The sequence below is a fragment of the Bacteroides sp. 90-K9/2 genome (assembly GCF_047310725.1).
GTDB lineage: Bacteria > Bacteroidota > Bacteroidia > Bacteroidales > Bacteroidaceae > Bacteroides > Bacteroides vicugnae.
Genome location: NZ_JBCGVL010000004.1, coordinates 210,428 through 229,574, shown reverse-complemented (window position 1 = coordinate 229,574; position 19,147 = coordinate 210,428). Strand labels below are relative to the sequence as shown.

The 19,147-nt window shown below is 43.3% G+C and carries 14 protein-coding genes; 12 read left to right on the top strand and 2 right to left on the bottom strand.

The window, feature by feature from the left end; genetic code table 11:
- Positions 1-6 precede the first annotated feature (6 nt).
- Positions 7-741, bottom strand: a complete 735-nt coding sequence (locus tag AAHJ11_RS12045) for a ThiF family adenylyltransferase (RefSeq protein WP_234132554.1) — start codon at positions 739-741, stop codon at positions 7-9.
- Positions 723-2,858 (bottom strand): cation:proton antiporter, encoded by a 2,136-nt coding sequence (locus AAHJ11_RS12040; protein WP_148364005.1) that lies wholly within the window; start codon positions 2,856-2,858, stop codon positions 723-725. Before AAHJ11_RS12040 ends, AAHJ11_RS12045 begins: the two co-directional genes overlap by 19 nt.
- Before the next feature lie 488 nt (positions 2,859-3,346).
- Between AAHJ11_RS12040 and AAHJ11_RS12035 the strand changes: the two genes are divergently transcribed.
- The 12 genes from AAHJ11_RS12035 to AAHJ11_RS11980 all read left to right on the top strand — a co-directional run bounded on the left by AAHJ11_RS12035 (position 3,347) and on the right by AAHJ11_RS11980 (position 19,066).
- Positions 3,347-4,354, top strand: coding sequence for an aspartate-semialdehyde dehydrogenase (locus AAHJ11_RS12035; RefSeq protein WP_004299708.1), 1,008 nt, complete (start codon positions 3,347-3,349; stop codon positions 4,352-4,354).
- A gap of 240 nt (positions 4,355-4,594) precedes the next feature.
- Positions 4,595-7,432, top strand: a complete 2,838-nt coding sequence (locus AAHJ11_RS12030; RefSeq protein WP_258979354.1) for a TonB-dependent receptor — start codon at positions 4,595-4,597, stop codon at positions 7,430-7,432.
- 4 nt (positions 7,433-7,436) lie between these two features.
- The gene (locus AAHJ11_RS12025; RefSeq protein WP_347035155.1) at positions 7,437-8,669 is read left to right on the top strand and encodes a DUF4876 domain-containing protein; all 1,233 of its coding nucleotides are present in this window, start codon (positions 7,437-7,439) and stop codon (positions 8,667-8,669) included.
- Complete coding sequence (locus AAHJ11_RS12020) at positions 8,662-10,173, top strand: DUF6850 family outer membrane beta-barrel protein (RefSeq protein ID WP_258979352.1); 1,512 nt, start codon at positions 8,662-8,664, stop codon at positions 10,171-10,173. The genes AAHJ11_RS12025 and AAHJ11_RS12020 overlap by 8 nt, the downstream gene beginning before the upstream one ends.
- 35 nt (positions 10,174-10,208) lie before the next feature.
- Entirely contained in the window at positions 10,209-11,825 is a 1,617-nt protein-coding gene (locus AAHJ11_RS12015) for a fimbrillin family protein (protein ID WP_258979351.1), read from the top strand.
- 203 nt (positions 11,826-12,028) lie between these two features.
- Complete coding sequence (locus AAHJ11_RS12010) at positions 12,029-12,616, top strand: hypothetical protein (protein ID WP_004322225.1); 588 nt, start codon at positions 12,029-12,031, stop codon at positions 12,614-12,616.
- A complete protein-coding gene (locus AAHJ11_RS12005) occupies positions 12,603-13,169 on the top strand; it encodes a PepSY-associated TM helix domain-containing protein (protein WP_258976830.1) in 567 nt (188 codons plus the stop codon). Before AAHJ11_RS12010 ends, AAHJ11_RS12005 begins: the two co-directional genes overlap by 14 nt.
- A gap of 22 nt (positions 13,170-13,191) precedes the next feature.
- Positions 13,192-14,079 carry an ABC transporter ATP-binding protein gene (locus AAHJ11_RS12000; RefSeq protein ID WP_004305101.1) on the top strand — a complete coding sequence of 296 codons (888 nt, stop codon included), beginning with the start codon at positions 13,192-13,194 and terminating at the stop codon, positions 14,077-14,079.
- A 24-nt stretch (positions 14,080-14,103) separates the two neighbouring features.
- On the top strand, positions 14,104-14,772 hold the full coding sequence (locus tag AAHJ11_RS11995; protein ID WP_004305102.1) for a hypothetical protein: 669 nt from the start codon (positions 14,104-14,106) through the stop codon (positions 14,770-14,772).
- A gap of 42 nt (positions 14,773-14,814) precedes the next feature.
- Positions 14,815-15,849 (top strand): DUF4857 domain-containing protein, encoded by a 1,035-nt coding sequence (locus tag AAHJ11_RS11990; RefSeq protein WP_258979348.1) that lies wholly within the window; start codon positions 14,815-14,817, stop codon positions 15,847-15,849.
- Positions 15,850-16,108: 259 nt separating this feature from the next.
- Entirely contained in the window at positions 16,109-17,383 is a 1,275-nt protein-coding gene (locus AAHJ11_RS11985) for a lamin tail domain-containing protein (RefSeq protein ID WP_258979345.1), read from the top strand.
- A 282-nt stretch (positions 17,384-17,665) separates the two neighbouring features.
- Positions 17,666-19,066 carry an Mfa1 family fimbria major subunit gene (locus AAHJ11_RS11980; protein WP_148364013.1) on the top strand — a complete coding sequence of 467 codons (1,401 nt, stop codon included), beginning with the start codon at positions 17,666-17,668 and terminating at the stop codon, positions 19,064-19,066.
- The last annotated feature ends 81 nt before the right edge of the window (positions 19,067-19,147 follow it).

Sequence of the window (19,147 nt, the reverse complement as noted above, 5' to 3'; positions counted from 1 at the left end):
ATAGCCTTATAATCGTTTAATGACATATTCAGCCAGATAGCACCCGAACACGGCCGGCATATAACTGACTGTTCCACATGTCGATTTCTTATTCTGCTCATCCTCCGTCAGCAATACGGCCTTCGGATCGGCTTGTTCCGTACTGAACACCACCGGAAGTTTCCGTTTCATTCCCATCTTCTGCAAACGCTTCCGTACCGCCTTGCTCAAACCGCAATGATACGTCTCCCAAAGATCGGCAAAACGAACCTGGGTGATGTCACTCTTCGCCCCTGCTCCCATACTGGAGACAATCTTTATACGACGTTTCATCGCTTCATAAATCAGAAAGCATTTCGGACTGATCGTATCAATAGCATCTACTATAAAATCATATTTATCGGCATCCAGCAGTTCCGGTATATTTTCATCCTTCAGGTAAACAGGCAGGACAGTCAGCTCAATCGCCGGATTTATATCTTTATAACGGGCTGCCAACACCTCCGCTTTCGTCCTCCCCAACGTGGAATGCATGGCCGGCAACTGACGGTTCAGATTGGTAGGCTGCACCGTATCGGCATCTACAATCGTCATCCGCCCGACACCTGCACGGCAGATCATCTCGGCGGCATAAGCACCTACTCCACCCAGTCCCACGACCAATACGTGTGCATTCCGGATGCGCTCCATCTTTTCCTCCCCTAACAGGAGTTCCGTTCTCTGTTGCCAGTCGTATCTTTCCATTAGTTTTTCTTTAGCCATTTATAGAACCATTTGCCGACCTTCTCATAATGTTGAGACTCATTATGTCCACGAGGATCGGAGAATGACACAATTTCCTGCGGTTCGCCAAACTGGTCGGGATACAGGATTATCAAACTATTATTAGAGAAATATTTTCCTAATTGTGCCGGCAGGCGCTCAAAAGAGGGATCATAAGAGATAGATCCGCGACGGGCAGAGATAACTACCAATAAATGGTCATAATTCACCTGCCCTGTCAACAGCAAGAGATCCTCCCACTCCTCCAATATGGAGAATTCTGTCGGGGTACCTGCATGTCTCTTTTTCACAAGTTGCTGAATACGCATCAACGTACGCTCATTGGCAAAGAAATGCACCCGACAGCCCAAGATACTTCCCATACGGCAGAAGTGTTCCACCCATTTAGAGAACCCCGATTCATATTCAGCCTTCGGCGGAACGGCAATATTGATTCGACGCAGGGTATTAACAGGCATCAGAAATTTGGCAATCATCACTTCACGATGCGTACCTTTCAGCAGACTTTCAGCCAGATGTCCGAAGAAAGAGTCGACAATATTTGCCTTCCGGTGCAAACCGATCACAATATCCGTAGCCTCATACTCTTTGATCGTATGGATAATCCCCGAAGCAATATTCAAATCATAACGACTCACCATCGTAACAGGCACATCAGCGGCAGCGGCAATCATGGCAGCCTTCTCCAGATTACGTTTGCCTTGCTGCTCTTTTTTCTCCGAGCTATTATTATCATTGATAACATTCAATGCAACCAATGCATTCTTCTGCTTGGCATCCTTTATCACTAAAGCCAGATTGACCAGATCTTCAATCGTCTCCGGATTAGCGACCGGAATCAAGATTTGTTCCTTATTTATCTGTTTAGCTTCTTCTTCCGCTTGCACATTTTCATCCAAAGCAAAACGACGGGCCGAACGTTCGGTCACCAAAGAACTGATGACACAAGTGAAAAGTATCATCACTACCGTACCGTTCAAGACATCATCATTCAGCAACCGCTCTCCATTCTCCATTATGATTTCATGACCGATCAACACTGCCGCCAGCGTAGCTGCGGCCTGCGCATTGCTTAAACCGAATATCATGCTCCGTTCATTCGACTGCATCCGATAGATCTTTTGTGTGATCCAGGCAGCCAGCCATTTACTAAAGGTTGCCACCACTGTCATCACAACAGCTACCTTCAATGCTTCACCTCCGGTAAACAGGCTTCTTACATCAATAATCATTCCGACACCAATCAGGAAATAGGGAATAAACAACGCATTTCCCACAAATTCCAACCGGTTCATCAAAGGAGATACATGAGGAATCAGGCGATTCAATACCAAACCGGCCAGAAAAGCTCCTAAAATTCCCTCCATCCCTACAAATTCCATCAATCCTCCTCCGAGGAAAACCATCGCCAGCACAAACACAAACTGCATCACGCTGTCATCGTACTTCCGGAAGAACCAGCGTCCGATACGGGGGAAAAAGAATACAATCAGGAATCCGAGGAAAGCCACTTTTGCCACAAGAAATACCCAGAACCAGCCATCGACAGTCCCCTTAAACATGCCTCCTATGACGGCAAGAATAATCAAAGCAAGGGTGACGGTGACAGCAGTACCACCAATGGTTATATTGACACTGCGCAAACGCGACAGTCCATAACGACTAATAATGGGATAGGCAATTAAGGTGTGGGAAGCATACATACTTGCCAACAGCACTGCCGTGAGAAAACCGTACCCCAGCATACTCATACTACTCCATATTCCCAACGCCATAGGAATCAGAAAGGTAAGCCAGCCGAACACGAAACTTTTTGTCCGGTTCTTCTTGAAATCCTCCATATCCATCTCAAGACCGGCAAGGAACATGATATAATAGAGTCCTACTTTGCCGAACAGTTCGAAACTACTGTCACGGTCGAGCACATGAAAGCCATGTTCGCCAATCAGCACACCTGCCAGAATCATGCCTATAATATGAGGTATATGGAGACGCCCCAAAATCATCGGAGCAAAAAGAATGATTATCAGTACCAAAAAGAATACCCAGGTCGGATCAGAAATAGGCAGCGTTAAATTGAGATCAAACAGGTTCATAGACTGTGGTTTTAGGAATTCTCTGCAAAGGAACAAAAAAGTTTGCAGAATCACAATGAATGTTCTGACGGATTATTCAGTAGTCAAGTAGGTAACTACTTACTACTTGACTACTTACTACTTCTTTCCCACCGCTTACCTAACAGGATATATTTCGTTAGGCACTTTTATTTCGTTCCACTATAGTGTCTCTTGCGGATAACTATAGTGGAACGAAGTAATATTAGGCAATAAAGAGAATCTTATCAGGCTACGGAATCAATCCGATTCGCATCGCGACAGGAAATGGCTCCCTTTTGGTACGTTTATCCCGTCCAACAACCATACCTGACGATACGTAAGGTTAAAGAAATCCTCCGAAAGGCTGAAATATTTCTCTCAAAAGCGATGTTTATATGCTAAATTGTTATAATTTTGCAGCCAAATCTTTCCGATTCGACAGGATGAAGGAGAGAAATTCAATATTCACAATTTAACAAAAGAAAAAGATGAAAGTAGCTATTGTTGGCGTAAGCGGAGCCGTAGGACAAGAGTTCCTGCGCGTGCTCGATGAGAGAAACTTCCCGATGGACGAGTTAGTTTTGTTCGGTTCTAAACGTAGTGCCGGAACAACATATACTTTCCGCGGTAAACAGATCGAGGTGAAACTCTTACAACACAACGATGACTTTAAAGGGGTAGACATTGCTTTCACTTCTGCCGGTGCAGGAACATCTAAGGAGTTCGAGAAAACAATCACCAAGTATGGTGCTGTGATGATCGACAACTCCAGCGCTTTCCGTATGGATGCCGATGTGCCTTTGGTAGTGCCTGAAGTAAATGCAGAGGATGCATTGGAACGTCCGCGCGGCGTTATTGCCAACCCGAATTGTACGACTATCCAGATGGTAGTTGCACTGAAAGCCATCGAAAAGCTTTCTCATATAAAAACCGTGCACGTGTCTACCTATCAGGCAGCAAGTGGTGCGGGTGCCGCTGCCATGGACGAATTGTACGAACAATATCGTCAGGTATTGGCAAACGAACCTGTGACTGTAGAAAAGTTTGCCTATCAGTTGGCTTTCAACCTGATTCCGCAGATTGACGTGTTTACAGAAAACGGTTATACGAAAGAAGAGATGAAAATGTATAATGAAACGCGTAAGATCATGCATTCTGACGTAAAGGTTAGTGCAACTTGTGTACGTGTTCCTGCATTACGCGCTCACTCTGAAAGTATTTGGGTAGAAACAGAACGTCCGATTTCCGTAGAAGAAGCTCGTGAAGCATTCGCTAACGGTGAAGGTCTGGTTCTGCAGGACAATCCTGCCGAAAAAGAATACCCGATGCCGTTGTTCCTGGCAGGTAAAGACCCGGTATACGTAGGCCGTATCCGCAAAGACCTGACAAACGAAAACGGATTGACTTTCTGGATTGTAGGTGACCAGATCAAGAAGGGGGCTGCCCTGAATGCAGTTCAGATTGCCGAATATCTGATTAAAGTAAAAAATATCTAATATAGCGGACTGGAAATAATATCCGGACAGCTATAGATAAGCCCAATAAATCAACCGGCTTGCAATGTGATAGTGATCGCAGTGCAAGCCGGTTTTTTATTCTCTAAGCTATAGTTAGAGGGGAAATACCTATTCGTAGGTAAGAAATCACTAGTTATAGGTATCATAATTTGCCAAAATAACTATTTATAGCGATTGATACAAACTCGGTTTTTATCGAATTTTGCGCAAAACTTATCTATGAAATATTGTCTTTTTAATATAGCATTCTGGGGGCTACTATTTTTCAATTTATTTGAAGCCGCAGCTAATTCAAACATCTATACAATCTCGGGACGTGTGACCGAGGCAAAAACGAATTCCCCTTTACCCGGTGCTTCTATTCTCATTAAAGGTACCTATTTATGGGCTGTATCCAATCAGAAAGGAGAATTTACGATACATGGAGTACAGGAGGGAAAATACAATCTGGAGGTTTCTTTTCTTGGATATGTACCGGCAACCATTCCCGTAAATGTACGCAGCAATATCAATAACGTTCCTATCATACTCAAAGAAAATACACTTGCACTGGATGATGTGGTCGTTACTGCACAAGCACCCAAGAATGAATTAAACACCACGCTCACTATCGGAAATAATGCATTGGAACACCTACAGGTGTCGAATGTGAGCGATATCTCCGCTCTTCTTCCGGGGGGAAAGACCAAAGTACCGGATCTCACCGCCAACCATATCTTCTCATTACGTGACGGAGGGTCAACAGCCGGTAATGCCGCATTCGGAACTGCAGTGGAAGTGGATGGGGTGCGTATTGGAAACAATGGTTCGTTTGGCAATATGAGCGGAGCGGATACCCGGAATATCACTGTTGCAGATATTGAATCGGTGGAAGTCATTACGGGAGTGCCCTCGGCAGAATATGGAGACTTGAATAGTGGTATAATCAAAATTCACACCCGAAAAGGGAAAACACCTTGGAACATATTGCTGTCTATCAATCCTCGCACCGAACAGGTGTCATTCTCTAAAGGATTGGATTTAGGAAACGATAAAGGAGTCATCAACATAAACGGTGAATGGACCAAAGCTACTCAAAAGTTGGTATCTCCCTATTCTTCTTATACAAGAAGGGGATTCTCTGCCGGATATAGCAACACATTCCACAACGTATTGAGATTCGACATCGGTGTTACAGGCAATATCGGAGGAATGAATACCAAAGATGATCCCGATGCCTATTCGGGAGAATACAACAAAGTGAGAGACAACGTATTCCGGGCAAACACGTCACTCGCTTGGCTGCTCAATAAATCGTGGATAACCAACCTCAAGTTCGACGCATCGATATATTATAATGATAACAACTCCCACGCGCATACGTTCAACTCGTATGCATCGGAGCAACCGACTGTTCATGCCACGGAGGAAGGATATTTTATGGCAAACAAACTGCCATATACTTACTTTGCCGATCAAATCATCGACTCCAAAGAACTGGATTATGCCGCATCGTTAAAATATGAATGGAACAGACGCTTTAAGACTGTAAACAGTAACCTGAAAGCGGGTGTTCAATGGAAAGCAACAGGCAATGTGGGTGAAGGAGAATATTACAAAGACCCAGCATTGGCTCCGAACGGTTATCGTCCCCGTCCTTACACTACTTACCCATATATGCATAATGTTTCGCTTTATGCAGAAGAAAGTCTCTCATTTCCTGTGGGAAATACCATGCTTAGACTGATGGCAGGGGTACGTTGGGAACACTTGTTTATCAAGGGAACGAACTATAAAAATCTGAATACTCTATCTCCGCGTTTCAATGCCAGATGGCAGTTGAACGAATATATCGCTATCCGTGGCGGTTGGGGAATTACCGAAAAGCTTCCCTCTTTTTATACCTTGTATCCCAAACAGGAATATCGGGACATACAGACCTTCGGCTTTTCCTATAATAAGATTGAATCATCTTATATATATTATAGTCAGCCCTACACGTTATTGCACAATGAGAACCTCCGGTGGCAACGGAATCAGAACGCTGAAATCGGTCTGGACGTCAACATCGCCCGTACCAGAATTTCATTAGTCGGTTATTTCAACCGTACCAAGTTGCCGTATAAATACACAAATACCTATACTCCGTTCTCCTACGATGTTCTCCAATTGCCGGAAGGATTCACTATGCCTACTAATCCGCAAATCAATGTGGACAACCAGACAGGTATGGTTTACATACGCGACAATGCATCCAGTTACTGGACTCCTATGGATGTCAAAGTGACCGACCAGACTTTTGTAAAGTCAACTTCTCCCGACAATGGAATGGACGTGATTCGTCGCGGAGCGGAAATGATCGTTGATTTCCCGGAAATTACTCCGATTCGCACGCAATTCCGGATAGATGCCGCTTATACTTATACGAAATACATCGACAACTCTTTATCGTATTATTATCAGAATGGATGGTCGCACACCAGTCTTGCCAATCGTTCTTACCAATATGTAGGTATCTACGCCAATGGCGACAACTTATCGAGTACTGCCAACGGCAAGCGTACCCACTCGCTGGATGCCAATATCACAGCCATCACCCGTATTCCGAAAGCCAGACTGATTATCTCGTGCCGACTGGAAGCTTCGCTTGTGAAGCGTTCGCAGAATATCTCCGAATACCAAGGAAAAGAATATGCTTTCAATGTGAGCGAAAGCAGCAATACCCAAACCGGAGGAAGTATCTATGACGGAGACTCTTATACTGCAATCTGGCCGGTGGCATACCTCGACCTGAATAATGAGATGCATCCTTTCACGTCAGCGGAAGCCGCAAATCCGGAATTCTCCTACCTGATACGTAAATCGGGCAATGCTTATACATTTGCTGCAGACGGATATGATCCTTATTTTTCTGCCAATATCAATATCACCAAAGAGATTGGAGACTATGTATCTCTTTCTCTCAATGCGATTAATTTCACCAACTCACGGCCTTATGTAAAATCTCATGCAACGGGTGTAAGCGCTCTTTTCACCCCGGATTTCTATTATGGACTTACTTGCCGTATCAAATTCTAACTATATGAAGCAATCCATCTACATATTATTACTGACAGTGACCGGCATCTTTGCAGGATGCACGGATATCGATAAAGAGAATCCGTATGACAACCAATTGCACAACCTGCAGGTTACCGCCGTATATCCGGACGGATACACGGAGCATCTCAGGGAAGGAGTGACCGTAAAGATTGAAGATGTCGACCGTGGAAATTCTTATAAGGCTAAAACCAACAAGAATGGAGTGGCACAATTCTCTCTGACCAAAGGTATATACCGTGTGCAAATCAGTGACAAAGACGGACAGGATATTTTCAACGGGTTAGCTGATAATGTAAAACTGACCAGTAGTGATATATCATTTAATCTCCCGCTGATTCACTCCAGAGCTGGAACGATCATTATTAAAGAGATTTACTGCGGAGGATGTACCAAGTTACCGCTGGAAGGAAATTATCAGTCCGACAAGTACATTATCCTGCATAATAACGACTCGGAAGTGCAATATCTGGATAGCTTGTGTTTCGGAGCTCTCGACCCTTACAATTCACAAGCCACCAATGTATGGGTGACACAGGACGAAGCAACCGGAGCAACCATCTTCCCCAACTTCGCTCCTATCGCACAGTGTATCTGGCAGTTTGGCGGTACCGGCAAAACTTTTCCGCTTCAACCGGGAGAAGATGCGGTGATTGCCATCAACGGAGCAGTTGACCATGCGGCACAATATACGCAATCTGTTAATCTGAACAAACCCGGATATTTTGTATGTTACAACAATGTTTATTTCCCGAACACGCAATATCATCCGGCTCCCGGCGATCAGATTACACCGGACCATTACCTGAACGTAGTGTTGAAAACAGGACAGGCGAACGCTTATACATTCTCCATCTTTTCTCCGGCCACGATTATTTTTAAAGCCAAAGATACCACGATACAGGACTTCGTTCTTAAAGAAGGCAGCGTCATACAGAAGCCGGGAAGCACCACCGAACGGGTGATAGCGGTACCGCTCGACTGGGTGATTGATGGGACGGAAGTGTATTATGGCGGTTCCTCCAACAATAAAAAGCGCATTTCCCCATCCATTGATGCGGGATATGTCATTCAAAGTGCCACGTACAACGGACGCAGTTTATACCGTCATGTGGATGAAGAAGCGACACAGGAAGCGGGTTATGAAGTACTGGTAGATACGAACAATTCTTCTACCGATTTTTATGAACGGGAAAAACAATCTTTGCATGAGTGAGATGAAGAAAATATATATAACAGGCCTTTGGGTCCTATGTCTGGCATCCGGAGTTTCGGCACAGACTTATGACATCATCGAACGGCGTAACTCCTGGAATGCCGGGGCAAATGTCACAGGTATCATGACGGACAGTATTTCTGCTTCCTATGCCGAACTGTACGGAAAGAATAATCACGGTGATTTCCGCAACTATTACGAAGCAAAAGAAGCATGGAGTACCGGAGCGGTAGCAAAGTCCATCACTCATCTGAAAGGTTATTCGTTGACGGGTTCATTCTCCTTCGACCATACTTCCGGCAAGGATATGAGCGGTTCGATGTTCATCCACCCGGGATTTTATCCCGTAGATCTCCTGGAGTTCACGCCCGGACGCAAAGACTTGCAAACTTACGCTTTCATGGGTGGTATTGCAACTGATATTGCACCCAACTGGCGATTAGGAGGAAAGATTGACTTTGCCGCTTCCAACTATTCCAAACGAAAGGACTTGCGGCATACCAATTACCGACTGGATTTGAAAGTAGCCCCCAGCGTCATGTATCATTCGGGAGATATGGCAATCGGTTTTTCCTATATTCTCGGTAAAAACAGCGAATCAGTGAAAGCAGAAGTCATTGGTACAGCCGAAAACTCTTACAATGCTTTTCTGGATAAAGGACTTATGTATGGAGCTTACGAGGCATGGGACGGCAGCGGAATCCATCTTAGTGAATCGGGTGTCAACGGTTTTCCCATCAAAGAATTGTCGAACGGGGGAGCCTTGCAACTTCAATGGAAAGGAATTTACGGAGATATTGAATACACGTATTCTTCAGGTTCTGCCGGTGAAAAAGATGCTATCTGGTTTAAATTTCCCACCCACCGGATTACCTCCCATTTGAGTTATCATTTCAAACAGGGAAAGAAAGAGCATTTTCTGCGACTGAACCTGCAATGGTCACATCTGGCCAACAACGAGAATGTGATAACTAAAGAAACGGTGAACGGGATAACGACCACTTACGTACATGGTTCCAATCGTATTTTTGAGCAGGATATTTTCTCCGTCCATCCTGAATATGAATTCATAAGTCCCCGCACGGAACTTTGTTTGGGAACGAATATATCAACATTCAGACGACTGACCACACAGATGTATCCTTATGTGACTTCGGAAAAGATGCTTTGCAGCCGGACTTATATCTCCAGTGTATTTCATCTGGGGAAACTCGACCTGAAAGCGGCTGCATCCTTTGCCATAGGAAACTTTACCGGGAAAAACAGGACTACGGCAACAGATACGGAACCGGGTGATCCGCCTTATCGGCTGACTAATTATTACCATCTGAAAAATGAATATGCAACCGCCCCGCAGGCGACATTTCATCTCGGATTGCGCTACCATTTCAACTATGGAATTTATGCGGAAGTACAGGGTAGTTATACGCACGGTTTCAACCTGCAATATATAGATGGTTCGAACCGTTGGAACGAGGCTGTCAAATTAGGATATACTTTTTGAAAACAATGAATATATATAAACTAAATTATTAAGCAATGAAAAAGAGTTTGACATTTATCTTCGCAGCAGCACTTTTGGTATCTTGCCAACAAGAGGAGAACGAAGCTACGACTCCTGCAAACAGTCGTATTACTATCTCTCCTATTATTACACGTGCTACGGAAGTTAACTTTGAGACCGGAGATAAAATCGGTGTTACAATCACCCAAAACGGTGACTTCGTATATGCGGAAAATAAACTGATGACATACAATGACGGAGTATTTGCCGGTGATTTACTTTGGTATCCGGAAGGAAATGACAAATCGCAAATAGTAGCCTATTATCCCTATAAAGAGGGCAATACTCCGGCTTCATTTACTGTAGAAACCGATCAGACTAGCGGATATGGAGCGTCAGATTTTATGGCAGCAAAGAAATCGGATGTACTTCCGACTACCAACGTTATAAGCATGAACTTCAAACACATGTTTACTAAATTAGTGATTAATGTAACAAAGGAAGTAGAAGCTAACATCTCGTCCATTGCATTGAAAGGTTCTATCCCGACTGCAACTCTTGATTTGAGTGCTCTCACAGTGACTGCTGATGCAAATGCCTCTGCTACAAGCATTGTTGCACAAGCCGTTAAAGCGAATGAGACATACCGTGCTATTATCGTTCCCCAAACAGTAGCCTTGACACTTGAAGTAGCAACATCCGACGGCAAGACCTTGTCACAGAAGCTCACATCTACCACTTTGGCACAAGGAGGACAATACAGTGTGAACATTCGCGTGTTACCTGACGATATAGAAGTCAAACTTAGCGGTGACATTGAGAACTGGACAGATGAGGGCGAAATTGGAGCTGATAATGAAATTCCTTTTGAGGAACATCTCGATCAGAACTATTTCCTGTATGATAATGTGAAATATAAGACTGTAACTCTCTCAAACGGTACGACATGGATGGCTGAACCACTTTGCTATTTACCTAAAGGATATACACCCTCTACTGATCCGACAGCTGATTCACATATTTGGTATCCATATGAGATTGTTAACAATGTAGCCGTAGCCACAACAGACGAAAGTGCTATAAAAGAATTAGGCTATCTTTATGATTTGCAAGCTGCGCTAGGTGGTAAGGAAATTACTGAAAATAATCTGAAAGACTTTGAAGGCGCACAAGGTATCTGTCCGAAAGGGTGGCACATACCGACGCAAATGGAATATTTTAATCTTGTTGGCAAAAGCAACAATGATGAAGATGGAAATACTCCAGCAGATGGTGATAAAGCTCTCTTTTATGATGCAATCTATGATGGAGCTAAAGTACTGTCACTTCATAATGCAGGATTCAATTACCAATTTTCAGGAGTGCGTATGGTGACAAATTTCGCATCTACTCCAAGTTACCAGAAAACTGTAATATCCAGCACTACTAGTACAATAACCGAGTGGATTGGAAAACCAGCATTGAATTATTATATGACTTCAACTCCATATAAAGCAATACTTAATGCTAACAACGAACTTACCAACATACAATTTTTTGCATTAATGAGTACGTTTACTTCCAAATATTTGGAAGGCAGATTAACGTTAGGTTATATCAGCACCAAGTCCGGTATGCAACTCCGTTGCGTAAGGGATCAAGCCGGCAACTAAAGGACTAACATTTGTTTCACACCGGGAAACCTTTAGTTCCCCTACGGGGAAACAATAGTTTCTCGGTGAGGAAACAACAGTTTCCCGGCATGAAACTCAAAGTCCCAAGTAAGGTTAAGACTCCTCGCCCGTAAGGCGAACTATGATAAGCTATAAACAAACGATAAACAGATTACAAACTATATAAAAACGAAGCAAGAACAATGAAAACAAAAAAGCTAACAATCGCAATTGCCATCGTGGCAATGACTTTTATCGGAACTTCATGTGGTAACAAACAACAGAAAAGCGCATCAGAAGCGACTACAGAACAGTCTGCTTCTTCCGCTTTGGAAATCGACTCTCTCCTTGCCAATGCCGAAAGCCTTGCAGGACAAGAAGTGACCATTGAAGGCGTCTGCACACACACCTGCAAACATGGAGCAAAGAAAATCTTCCTGATGGGTAGCGACGACACCCAAGTGATCCGTGTAGAAGCAGGAACCTTGGGAGCATTCGACCCTAAATGTGTAAACTCCATCGTTCGTGTTACCGGAACACTGAAAGAACAACGCATTGACGAAGCCTACCTCCAGAACTGGGAAGCACAACTCAAAGCACAGGCTGCCGAGAAACACGGAACCGGTGAAGCCGGATGCGACTCTGAAAAGAAAGCACGTGGCGAAACAGCCAACAGCCCCGAAGCCCGCATTGCAGATTTCCGTGCAAAAATAGCCGACCGCAAAGCAGAGACGGGAAAAGAGTATTTATCTTTCTATTTCATGGAAGCTAACTCGTATGAAGTGGAGTAGTAACATCCGTAAGTGGAGTCGACTCATACACCGTGACCTATCATTTTTCTTTTCCGGAATGGTATTGATATATGCCATTTCCGGAATTGTAATGAATCACCGTGACACGATTAACCCGAACTTCTCCATCACACGGAAAGAGTATAAGATAGCAGAAAAGCTACCGGATAAAGCAGGAATGAATAAGGAGAAAGTGCTCACCCTCCTGGAACCATTAGGAGAAAGCGGCAACTATACCAAACATTACTTCCCGAAAACGGACGTAATGAAAGTATTCCTGAAAGGCGGCTCCAACCTCCTGGTAGATGTGAAGACAGGGGAAGCGGTATATGAATCCGTCACCCGCCGTCCGCTTATCGGAGCAATGTCCCGCTTACATTACAACCCGGGACAATGGTGGACTTACTTTGCGGATATTTTCGCTATCGCTCTTATTATCATTACTCTTTCCGGCATCATCATGCTGAAAGGAAATAAGGGTATTATCGGCAGAGGAGGAATCGAACTAATTGTCGGAATCTTGATTCCCATTCTTTTCCTTTTCTTCTTTTGAATAGAATAACAGATAAAATCAAATGGAACATATTATCGAATGTAACAACCTGACGCACTATTACGGCAAACGGTTGATTTACGAAAATCTTAGTTTCACAGTACCCAAAGGGCGCATCCTGGGACTGTTGGGAAAGAACGGTACGGGCAAGACCACCACTATCAATATCTTGAGCGGTTACCTGAAACCCCGTTCGGGAGAATGTCGCATCTTCGGACAGGAGATACAGACAATGACACCGGCTCTGCGTCGCAATATCGGACTGCTCATCGAAGGTCATGTGCAATACCAATTCATGACCATCAACGAGATAGAGAAATTCTACGCAGCTTTCTATCCCGGTCAATGGAAAAAGGAAGCCTACTACGAACTGATGAATAAATTGAAAGTAGCCACCGGACAACGTATCTCGCGTATGTCCTGCGGACAACGTTCACAAGTAGCCCTCGGACTGATTCTCGCACAGAACCCGGAACTTCTCGTACTGGATGATTTCTCTCTCGGACTCGATCCCGGCTATCGTCGCCTGTTTGTCGATTATCTCCGCGACTATGCCCGTTCAGAAGGAAAAACAGTCTTCCTGACCTCGCATATCATTCAGGACATGGAACGGCTTGTTGACGACTGCATCATCATGGACTACGGAAAGATACTGATTCAGAAACCAATCGCCGAACTACTGGAAAAAGGACGTCGCTACACCTTCACTATTCCCGAGGGCTACGAACTTCCTGCATCCGATGATTTCTATCATCCTTCTGTCATGCGGAACCAGTTGGAGACTTTCTCCTTCCTTCAACCGGCAGAAACAGAAGCCAAACTGAAATCCATGTCAGTGCCCTACACTAATTTTCATAGTGAACAGGTGAATCTGGAAGATGCATTTATCGGCCTGACAGGCAAATACTAGAATCGTTGATAATTGATAAAAACAATGTACGCTATATTTTATAAAGAATGGATAAAGACACGGTGGTATTTTCTACTTGCCGTGCTCGCCACACTTGGTTTTACAGGCTACTGTATGCTCCGCATCAACCGGGTGGTAGAAATGAAAGGGGCTGCTCATGTGTGGGAAGTGATGCTGCAACGAGATGTCATCTTCATTGATATGTTACAATATATCCCTCTGATTGCGGGAATTTTGATGGCTATTGTTCAGTTTGTTCCCGAAATGCAGCGCAAATGCCTGAAACTGACTCTCCATCTGCCTTATCCGGAGTTGAAGATGACAGGTAATATGCTACTTTCGGGATTAGTGTTGCTACTTGTCTGCTTCGCTTCCAATTTTCTGTTGATGGAAGTATACCTGAATGGAATACTTGCCCATGAACTGAAGAACCACATATTGCTCACCGCTTTAACGTGGTATCTTGCCGGGATTTCCGGTTATCTGCTTGTGGCATGGATCTGCCTCGAACCGGCATGGAAACGTCGTATTCTGAATCTCATTATCGCAGTATTATTACTCCGAATCTTCTTTCTGTCGCCCACACCGGAAGCATATAACAAGTTCCTCCCTTATTTAGTGGTTTATACTTTGTTGACAGCTTCTTTCTCGTGGCTTTCTATCGTACGATTCAAGGCCGGAAAGCAGGACTAGGAACAATTAAAAATTAAAGACTAAAAATTAAAAGATAGAGTAATGAGACGTTTCAGTACTATATTATTATATGTAACCATCGCTTTTCTGCTTCTTTGGCAGTTGCCCTGGTGTTACAATTTCTTTGTCGTAAAGCCGGAGAAGACTCCCTTTACCCTGTACAGTTTCGTAATTGGCGATTTCGCACAGATGGGACAGGAAGAGGGAAAAGGAAGTGTACGTCGCGACCTGGCTGGTAATATTTATTCGGAAGCAGCTTTCGACAGTATCCTGCCTATGTTTTATTTTCGTCAGTTGATGTCTGATGAGCGTTTCCCGGATACCATTAAAGGGATAGCAGTAACTCCTAAAATGGTACAGACGGAGAACTTCAACTTCCGTAGTGTTCCTTCGGATATCAATGCGCCTTCTATCGGACTTTATCCTCTGATGGAATCCATGTCGGGACGTGTAGACCTGAAAATGCCGGATGACGTATTCCGCATCACCTCCAAAGGAATCGAATTTATCGACATGGCCTCCAACAGCGTGAAGGAAGACAAGAGTCTTCAGTTTACCGAAGCTATGACTAAAAAGGATTTCCACTTTCCGGCAACGGAAATCGCAGGAAATCCAACGGTGAAAAAGGAGTATGACGAAGGTTATCTCCTATTGGATGCCGACCGCCGTTTGTTTCATCTGAAACAAGTGAAAGGGCGTCCGTATGTTCGTGCCATCACCTTGCCCGAAGGACTGACACTGGAACATCTGTATCTGACAGAGTTCAGAAACAAGAAGACACTTGCTTTCATGACCGATGTCAACAATGCTTTCTATGTACTGCAGAACCGGACATACGAAGTGGTAAAAACAGGAATTCCTGTATTCAATCCCGAAACGGATGCATTAACCATCATCGGTAATATGTTCGATTGGACGGTACGTGTGACTACCCCGACCTCTGATAATTATTACGCATTGAATGCCGACGATTATTCATTGATAAAAAAATTAGAGAACGAATCGTCCACTCATTCCATGCCCGGTATTACTTTCACATCTTATACAGATAAATATGTAATGCCACGTTTCGAATAATATTCCAATATTAAATGTAACAGTTGTAAAGGACTATCAAAAGTCAATCTATTAAATAGGACTTCAGATAGTCCTTCGCTGTTTTCTGTCCATGTATTTATAGAAAACAAAAAGAATTACAATCTTTTCTTCTGTAAGTATGGTCTTTTTCCGGCAAGAAGGTTTATCTTTGCTCACTCATTCAAATATTCAAGCCGCAATTGCTTCTGCATTATACACAAACAAATACGGTAAAATAAAAGCTCAAAATCAAAACCGTATGAAAGTTTATAAAGTATTTGTTTTCCTAAGCCTCTTCATGATGTTATTCTATCATTGTTCACTTCCTGCTGATGACGAAGAAAAAGGAGATGTAGAAGGAGAAGATACGGCTACTTCCGAACTTTCCTGGGAAGGAGAAACAAATAAGTTCACCATCAATTCTAAAGAAGGAATTCATCTGAATGACCCACAAGAAGATGCCGGAGCGGCTTATGTCACCATACCGTCCACTTCGGTGAAGAATACCCGTTGGGAATTTGGAGTTCACCTCACATTCAATCCTTCCGCCAACAATTATGCACGGTTTTATCTAACCTCATCCTCCAATGTACTTTCCGGTAAACTAAACGGCTATTATATTCAGATAGGAGGCTCCAAAGATAATGTAGCTCTTTACCGTCAAAACGAAGACGGTTCCAAACTACTGGCTTCAGGCAGAGAACTAATGAAAGGCAATAACTCACCGAAGCTATCTATCAAAGTAGAATGTGACAATAACGGTTACTGGACCTTTTGGACACGTCTCGAATCAGAGAATGAATATGTAAAAGAGAAGCAAGTGAAAAATATAGATATACCGACTTCGCTCTGCTGCGGTATATACTGTATCTACACCAAAACCCGTTGTAAAGGATTTACATTTCATCACATACAGCTATCTAATGACGTAGAAACGACCACCACGCCCGACGGAACGACTGAAGAACCGGGAACAGACATACCGGATAATCCGGACACACCCGAATTACCGGAAAATGTGAGAGGCATGCTTCTTTTCAATGAAATAATGTATGACAATGCTGCTGATGGCGCAGAATATATAGAAATCTATAATCCGACCGAAACAACAATCAGCGTACCATTCCTCTATCTATATAAAATGTATAAAGATGGTACAATATACAGTACTACTACCCTTCAAAATGAGAATACTTCCAGCCCTCTTAGCATTCCATCCAAAGGATATCTTTGTTTCACCAAATACTTCAACAAGGTAGTTCAAAAACATAAAGTCGGAGGAGAAACTCTGATTATAATACCGAACTTCCCTGCTTTAAGCAATGATGGAGGTTATCTGGCACTTTCAAGTAGTAAAGAGACAGCAGCAGGACATACTTTCGACACTTGTTGTTTTAGAGATGAGATGCATACATCAGAAAAGACAACCGGAGTTTCACTCGAAAAGAAATCCCCGGAGTTGCCCTCCCTCAATAAGAATTGGTATTCATCGAAACACGTCACAGGAGGTACACCCGGAATAAGAAATTTATAAGAGTAAGTTTTATCAAATATAGAATTTAAAGTCACTGTTTCGTGATTTTTCTACTGATAAATCTGACGTTTGGGGATTTGTTTCCACCTTAAATGAAGATTTAGCTTCAGATATATATATGAAAATGGAAAACTTTCTTTTAATCAAAACTGTTATTGATGATAATCACTATTACTACATGTAGCCAATAATTTATGAGAGAAACAAAACACAGGCATTTTATTACTAAATTCTTAATTAAGTAAAGGGTGCTTTATTATTTTATTTTAAAAATTAGGTATTATGAATATCAAAATATTTTTATCAACCCTTGTAATGGGACTCTGTTCCATTGCTTGCAGCGATGACAACGTCTCAGAAACAGAAAAACAACAAGAAGGAAAACCTACATACGTAAACTTGTCGGTCAGTCTTCCCGGAAGAACAACGAGCAGGGCACTTCCCGGTGATTATAATAATGACGGGACTTATGAAGGGCTAGACAGCTTGCAAACACTCGATGTATATATGCAATCGGCAGACGGGACTGTCGAGGCCAAACGTTTCACCGGATTGGATATTTCACATACAGGAACGGTAGTGTCTCCGAGCCAACCGTTCAGAACCACTTCCGGATACAAGACTATCTATATAGTCATAAATAATCCGAACCCGCTGGGAACTGTCATAACGACCGAGCATGATCTTATAGCAACGGATAATCTGGCTCAGGTAGTAACTGCCAATGGAAAAGAGTATGACCTGATTACGATGACGGGGAAATCAGCAAATGTGTACATACAACCTGATGTCCCCATACAGGATGTAGCAAAGGGCAGCAATAAGATAGCAGTAAGTGTAGACCGTATGGCATCGAGAGTCATTGTGACTACTACAGCCTCAGCAGATCTTATCGATGAAAATGGAGAAAAAATAGGTTCAGTCTCCGATGTAAACTTCTCTGTAGCCCAAGGTACCAACAAGATTTACTGGCTCAGTCAACCTAACTATGTATCCTATGGAAGCGAATACGTACCAGCATTGGGTGAATATGCAGGTCAAGCTGACACTTATTATGACTATTCCAACCTGTCCGTAAAGAATGCTATTCCTCAGAAACCGGTTGACGCAGACGGTTACAAAGCCCTGAAAGGTCAGTTTCTGTTTGAAAACACCCATACAGAAGGGAATTTGGAAAGCACACAGTATAGAAAAGGGAATACTGCCTACATCTTGGTCAGAGCCAAGTTTACTCCAGAAGCAAACGCTATAGCTGATGGCGGAAGCTTGACAGGAGGGACCTTCTATGTAGGTCAGACTGACGGAAAAATCTATTCTTCCAAACAAGCTGCACTCGCAGCTTTCCCTAACCAGAAAGTAGCCACTTATGTCGGTGGCAATATGATTAACTATGCCTGGCTGAATCCTGATGACTTGGTGAAACCGTTGAATTCTCCCGTCCTGAGAAATAACATTTATCATGTCAATATCACAGGCTTCAAAAGACTTAGTTACAACTGGAACCCATTATTTCCGGAAGACCCCAATACTGCAAATCCGCAGAATCCTGATCCGAAACCGGGTCCTGAGGAACCGGAAATACCCATTGATCCTGTTGACCCTCTGACTCCCGAACAAACCAATATGTCTGTTGAGGTCAATGTTCTGCAGTGGACTACACATTCTTATGACATTGAATTTTAATATATTATACTATTCCGGACACAGATGGATAACCCGATCCGGAATAGTACAAGCATATTAATCGTTACTAAAATTAATTTT

What these genes read in the sequence shown, in the direction of transcription:
- AAHJ11_RS12045 (WP_234132554.1), bottom strand. Translation starts at nt 741, where the DNA reads ATGGCTAAAGAAAAACTAATGGAAAGATACGACTGGCAACAGAGAACG.
- AAHJ11_RS12040 (WP_148364005.1), bottom strand. Translation starts at nt 2,858, where the DNA reads ATGAACCTGTTTGATCTCAATTTAACGCTGCCTATTTCTGATCCGACC.
- AAHJ11_RS12035 (WP_004299708.1), top strand. Translation starts at nt 3,347, where the DNA reads ATGAAAGTAGCTATTGTTGGCGTAAGCGGAGCCGTAGGACAAGAGTTC.
- AAHJ11_RS12030 (WP_258979354.1), top strand. Translation starts at nt 4,595, where the DNA reads ATGAAATATTGTCTTTTTAATATAGCATTCTGGGGGCTACTATTTTTC.
- AAHJ11_RS12025 (WP_347035155.1), top strand. Translation starts at nt 7,437, where the DNA reads ATGAAGCAATCCATCTACATATTATTACTGACAGTGACCGGCATCTTT.
- AAHJ11_RS12020 (WP_258979352.1), top strand. Translation starts at nt 8,662, where the DNA reads ATGAGTGAGATGAAGAAAATATATATAACAGGCCTTTGGGTCCTATGT.
- AAHJ11_RS12015 (WP_258979351.1), top strand. Translation starts at nt 10,209, where the DNA reads ATGAAAAAGAGTTTGACATTTATCTTCGCAGCAGCACTTTTGGTATCT.
- AAHJ11_RS12010 (WP_004322225.1), top strand. Translation starts at nt 12,029, where the DNA reads ATGAAAACAAAAAAGCTAACAATCGCAATTGCCATCGTGGCAATGACT.
- AAHJ11_RS12005 (WP_258976830.1), top strand. Translation starts at nt 12,603, where the DNA reads ATGAAGTGGAGTAGTAACATCCGTAAGTGGAGTCGACTCATACACCGT.
- AAHJ11_RS12000 (WP_004305101.1), top strand. Translation starts at nt 13,192, where the DNA reads ATGGAACATATTATCGAATGTAACAACCTGACGCACTATTACGGCAAA.
- AAHJ11_RS11995 (WP_004305102.1), top strand. Translation starts at nt 14,104, where the DNA reads ATGTACGCTATATTTTATAAAGAATGGATAAAGACACGGTGGTATTTT.
- AAHJ11_RS11990 (WP_258979348.1), top strand. Translation starts at nt 14,815, where the DNA reads ATGAGACGTTTCAGTACTATATTATTATATGTAACCATCGCTTTTCTG.
- AAHJ11_RS11985 (WP_258979345.1), top strand. Translation starts at nt 16,109, where the DNA reads ATGAAAGTTTATAAAGTATTTGTTTTCCTAAGCCTCTTCATGATGTTA.
- AAHJ11_RS11980 (WP_148364013.1), top strand. Translation starts at nt 17,666, where the DNA reads ATGAATATCAAAATATTTTTATCAACCCTTGTAATGGGACTCTGTTCC.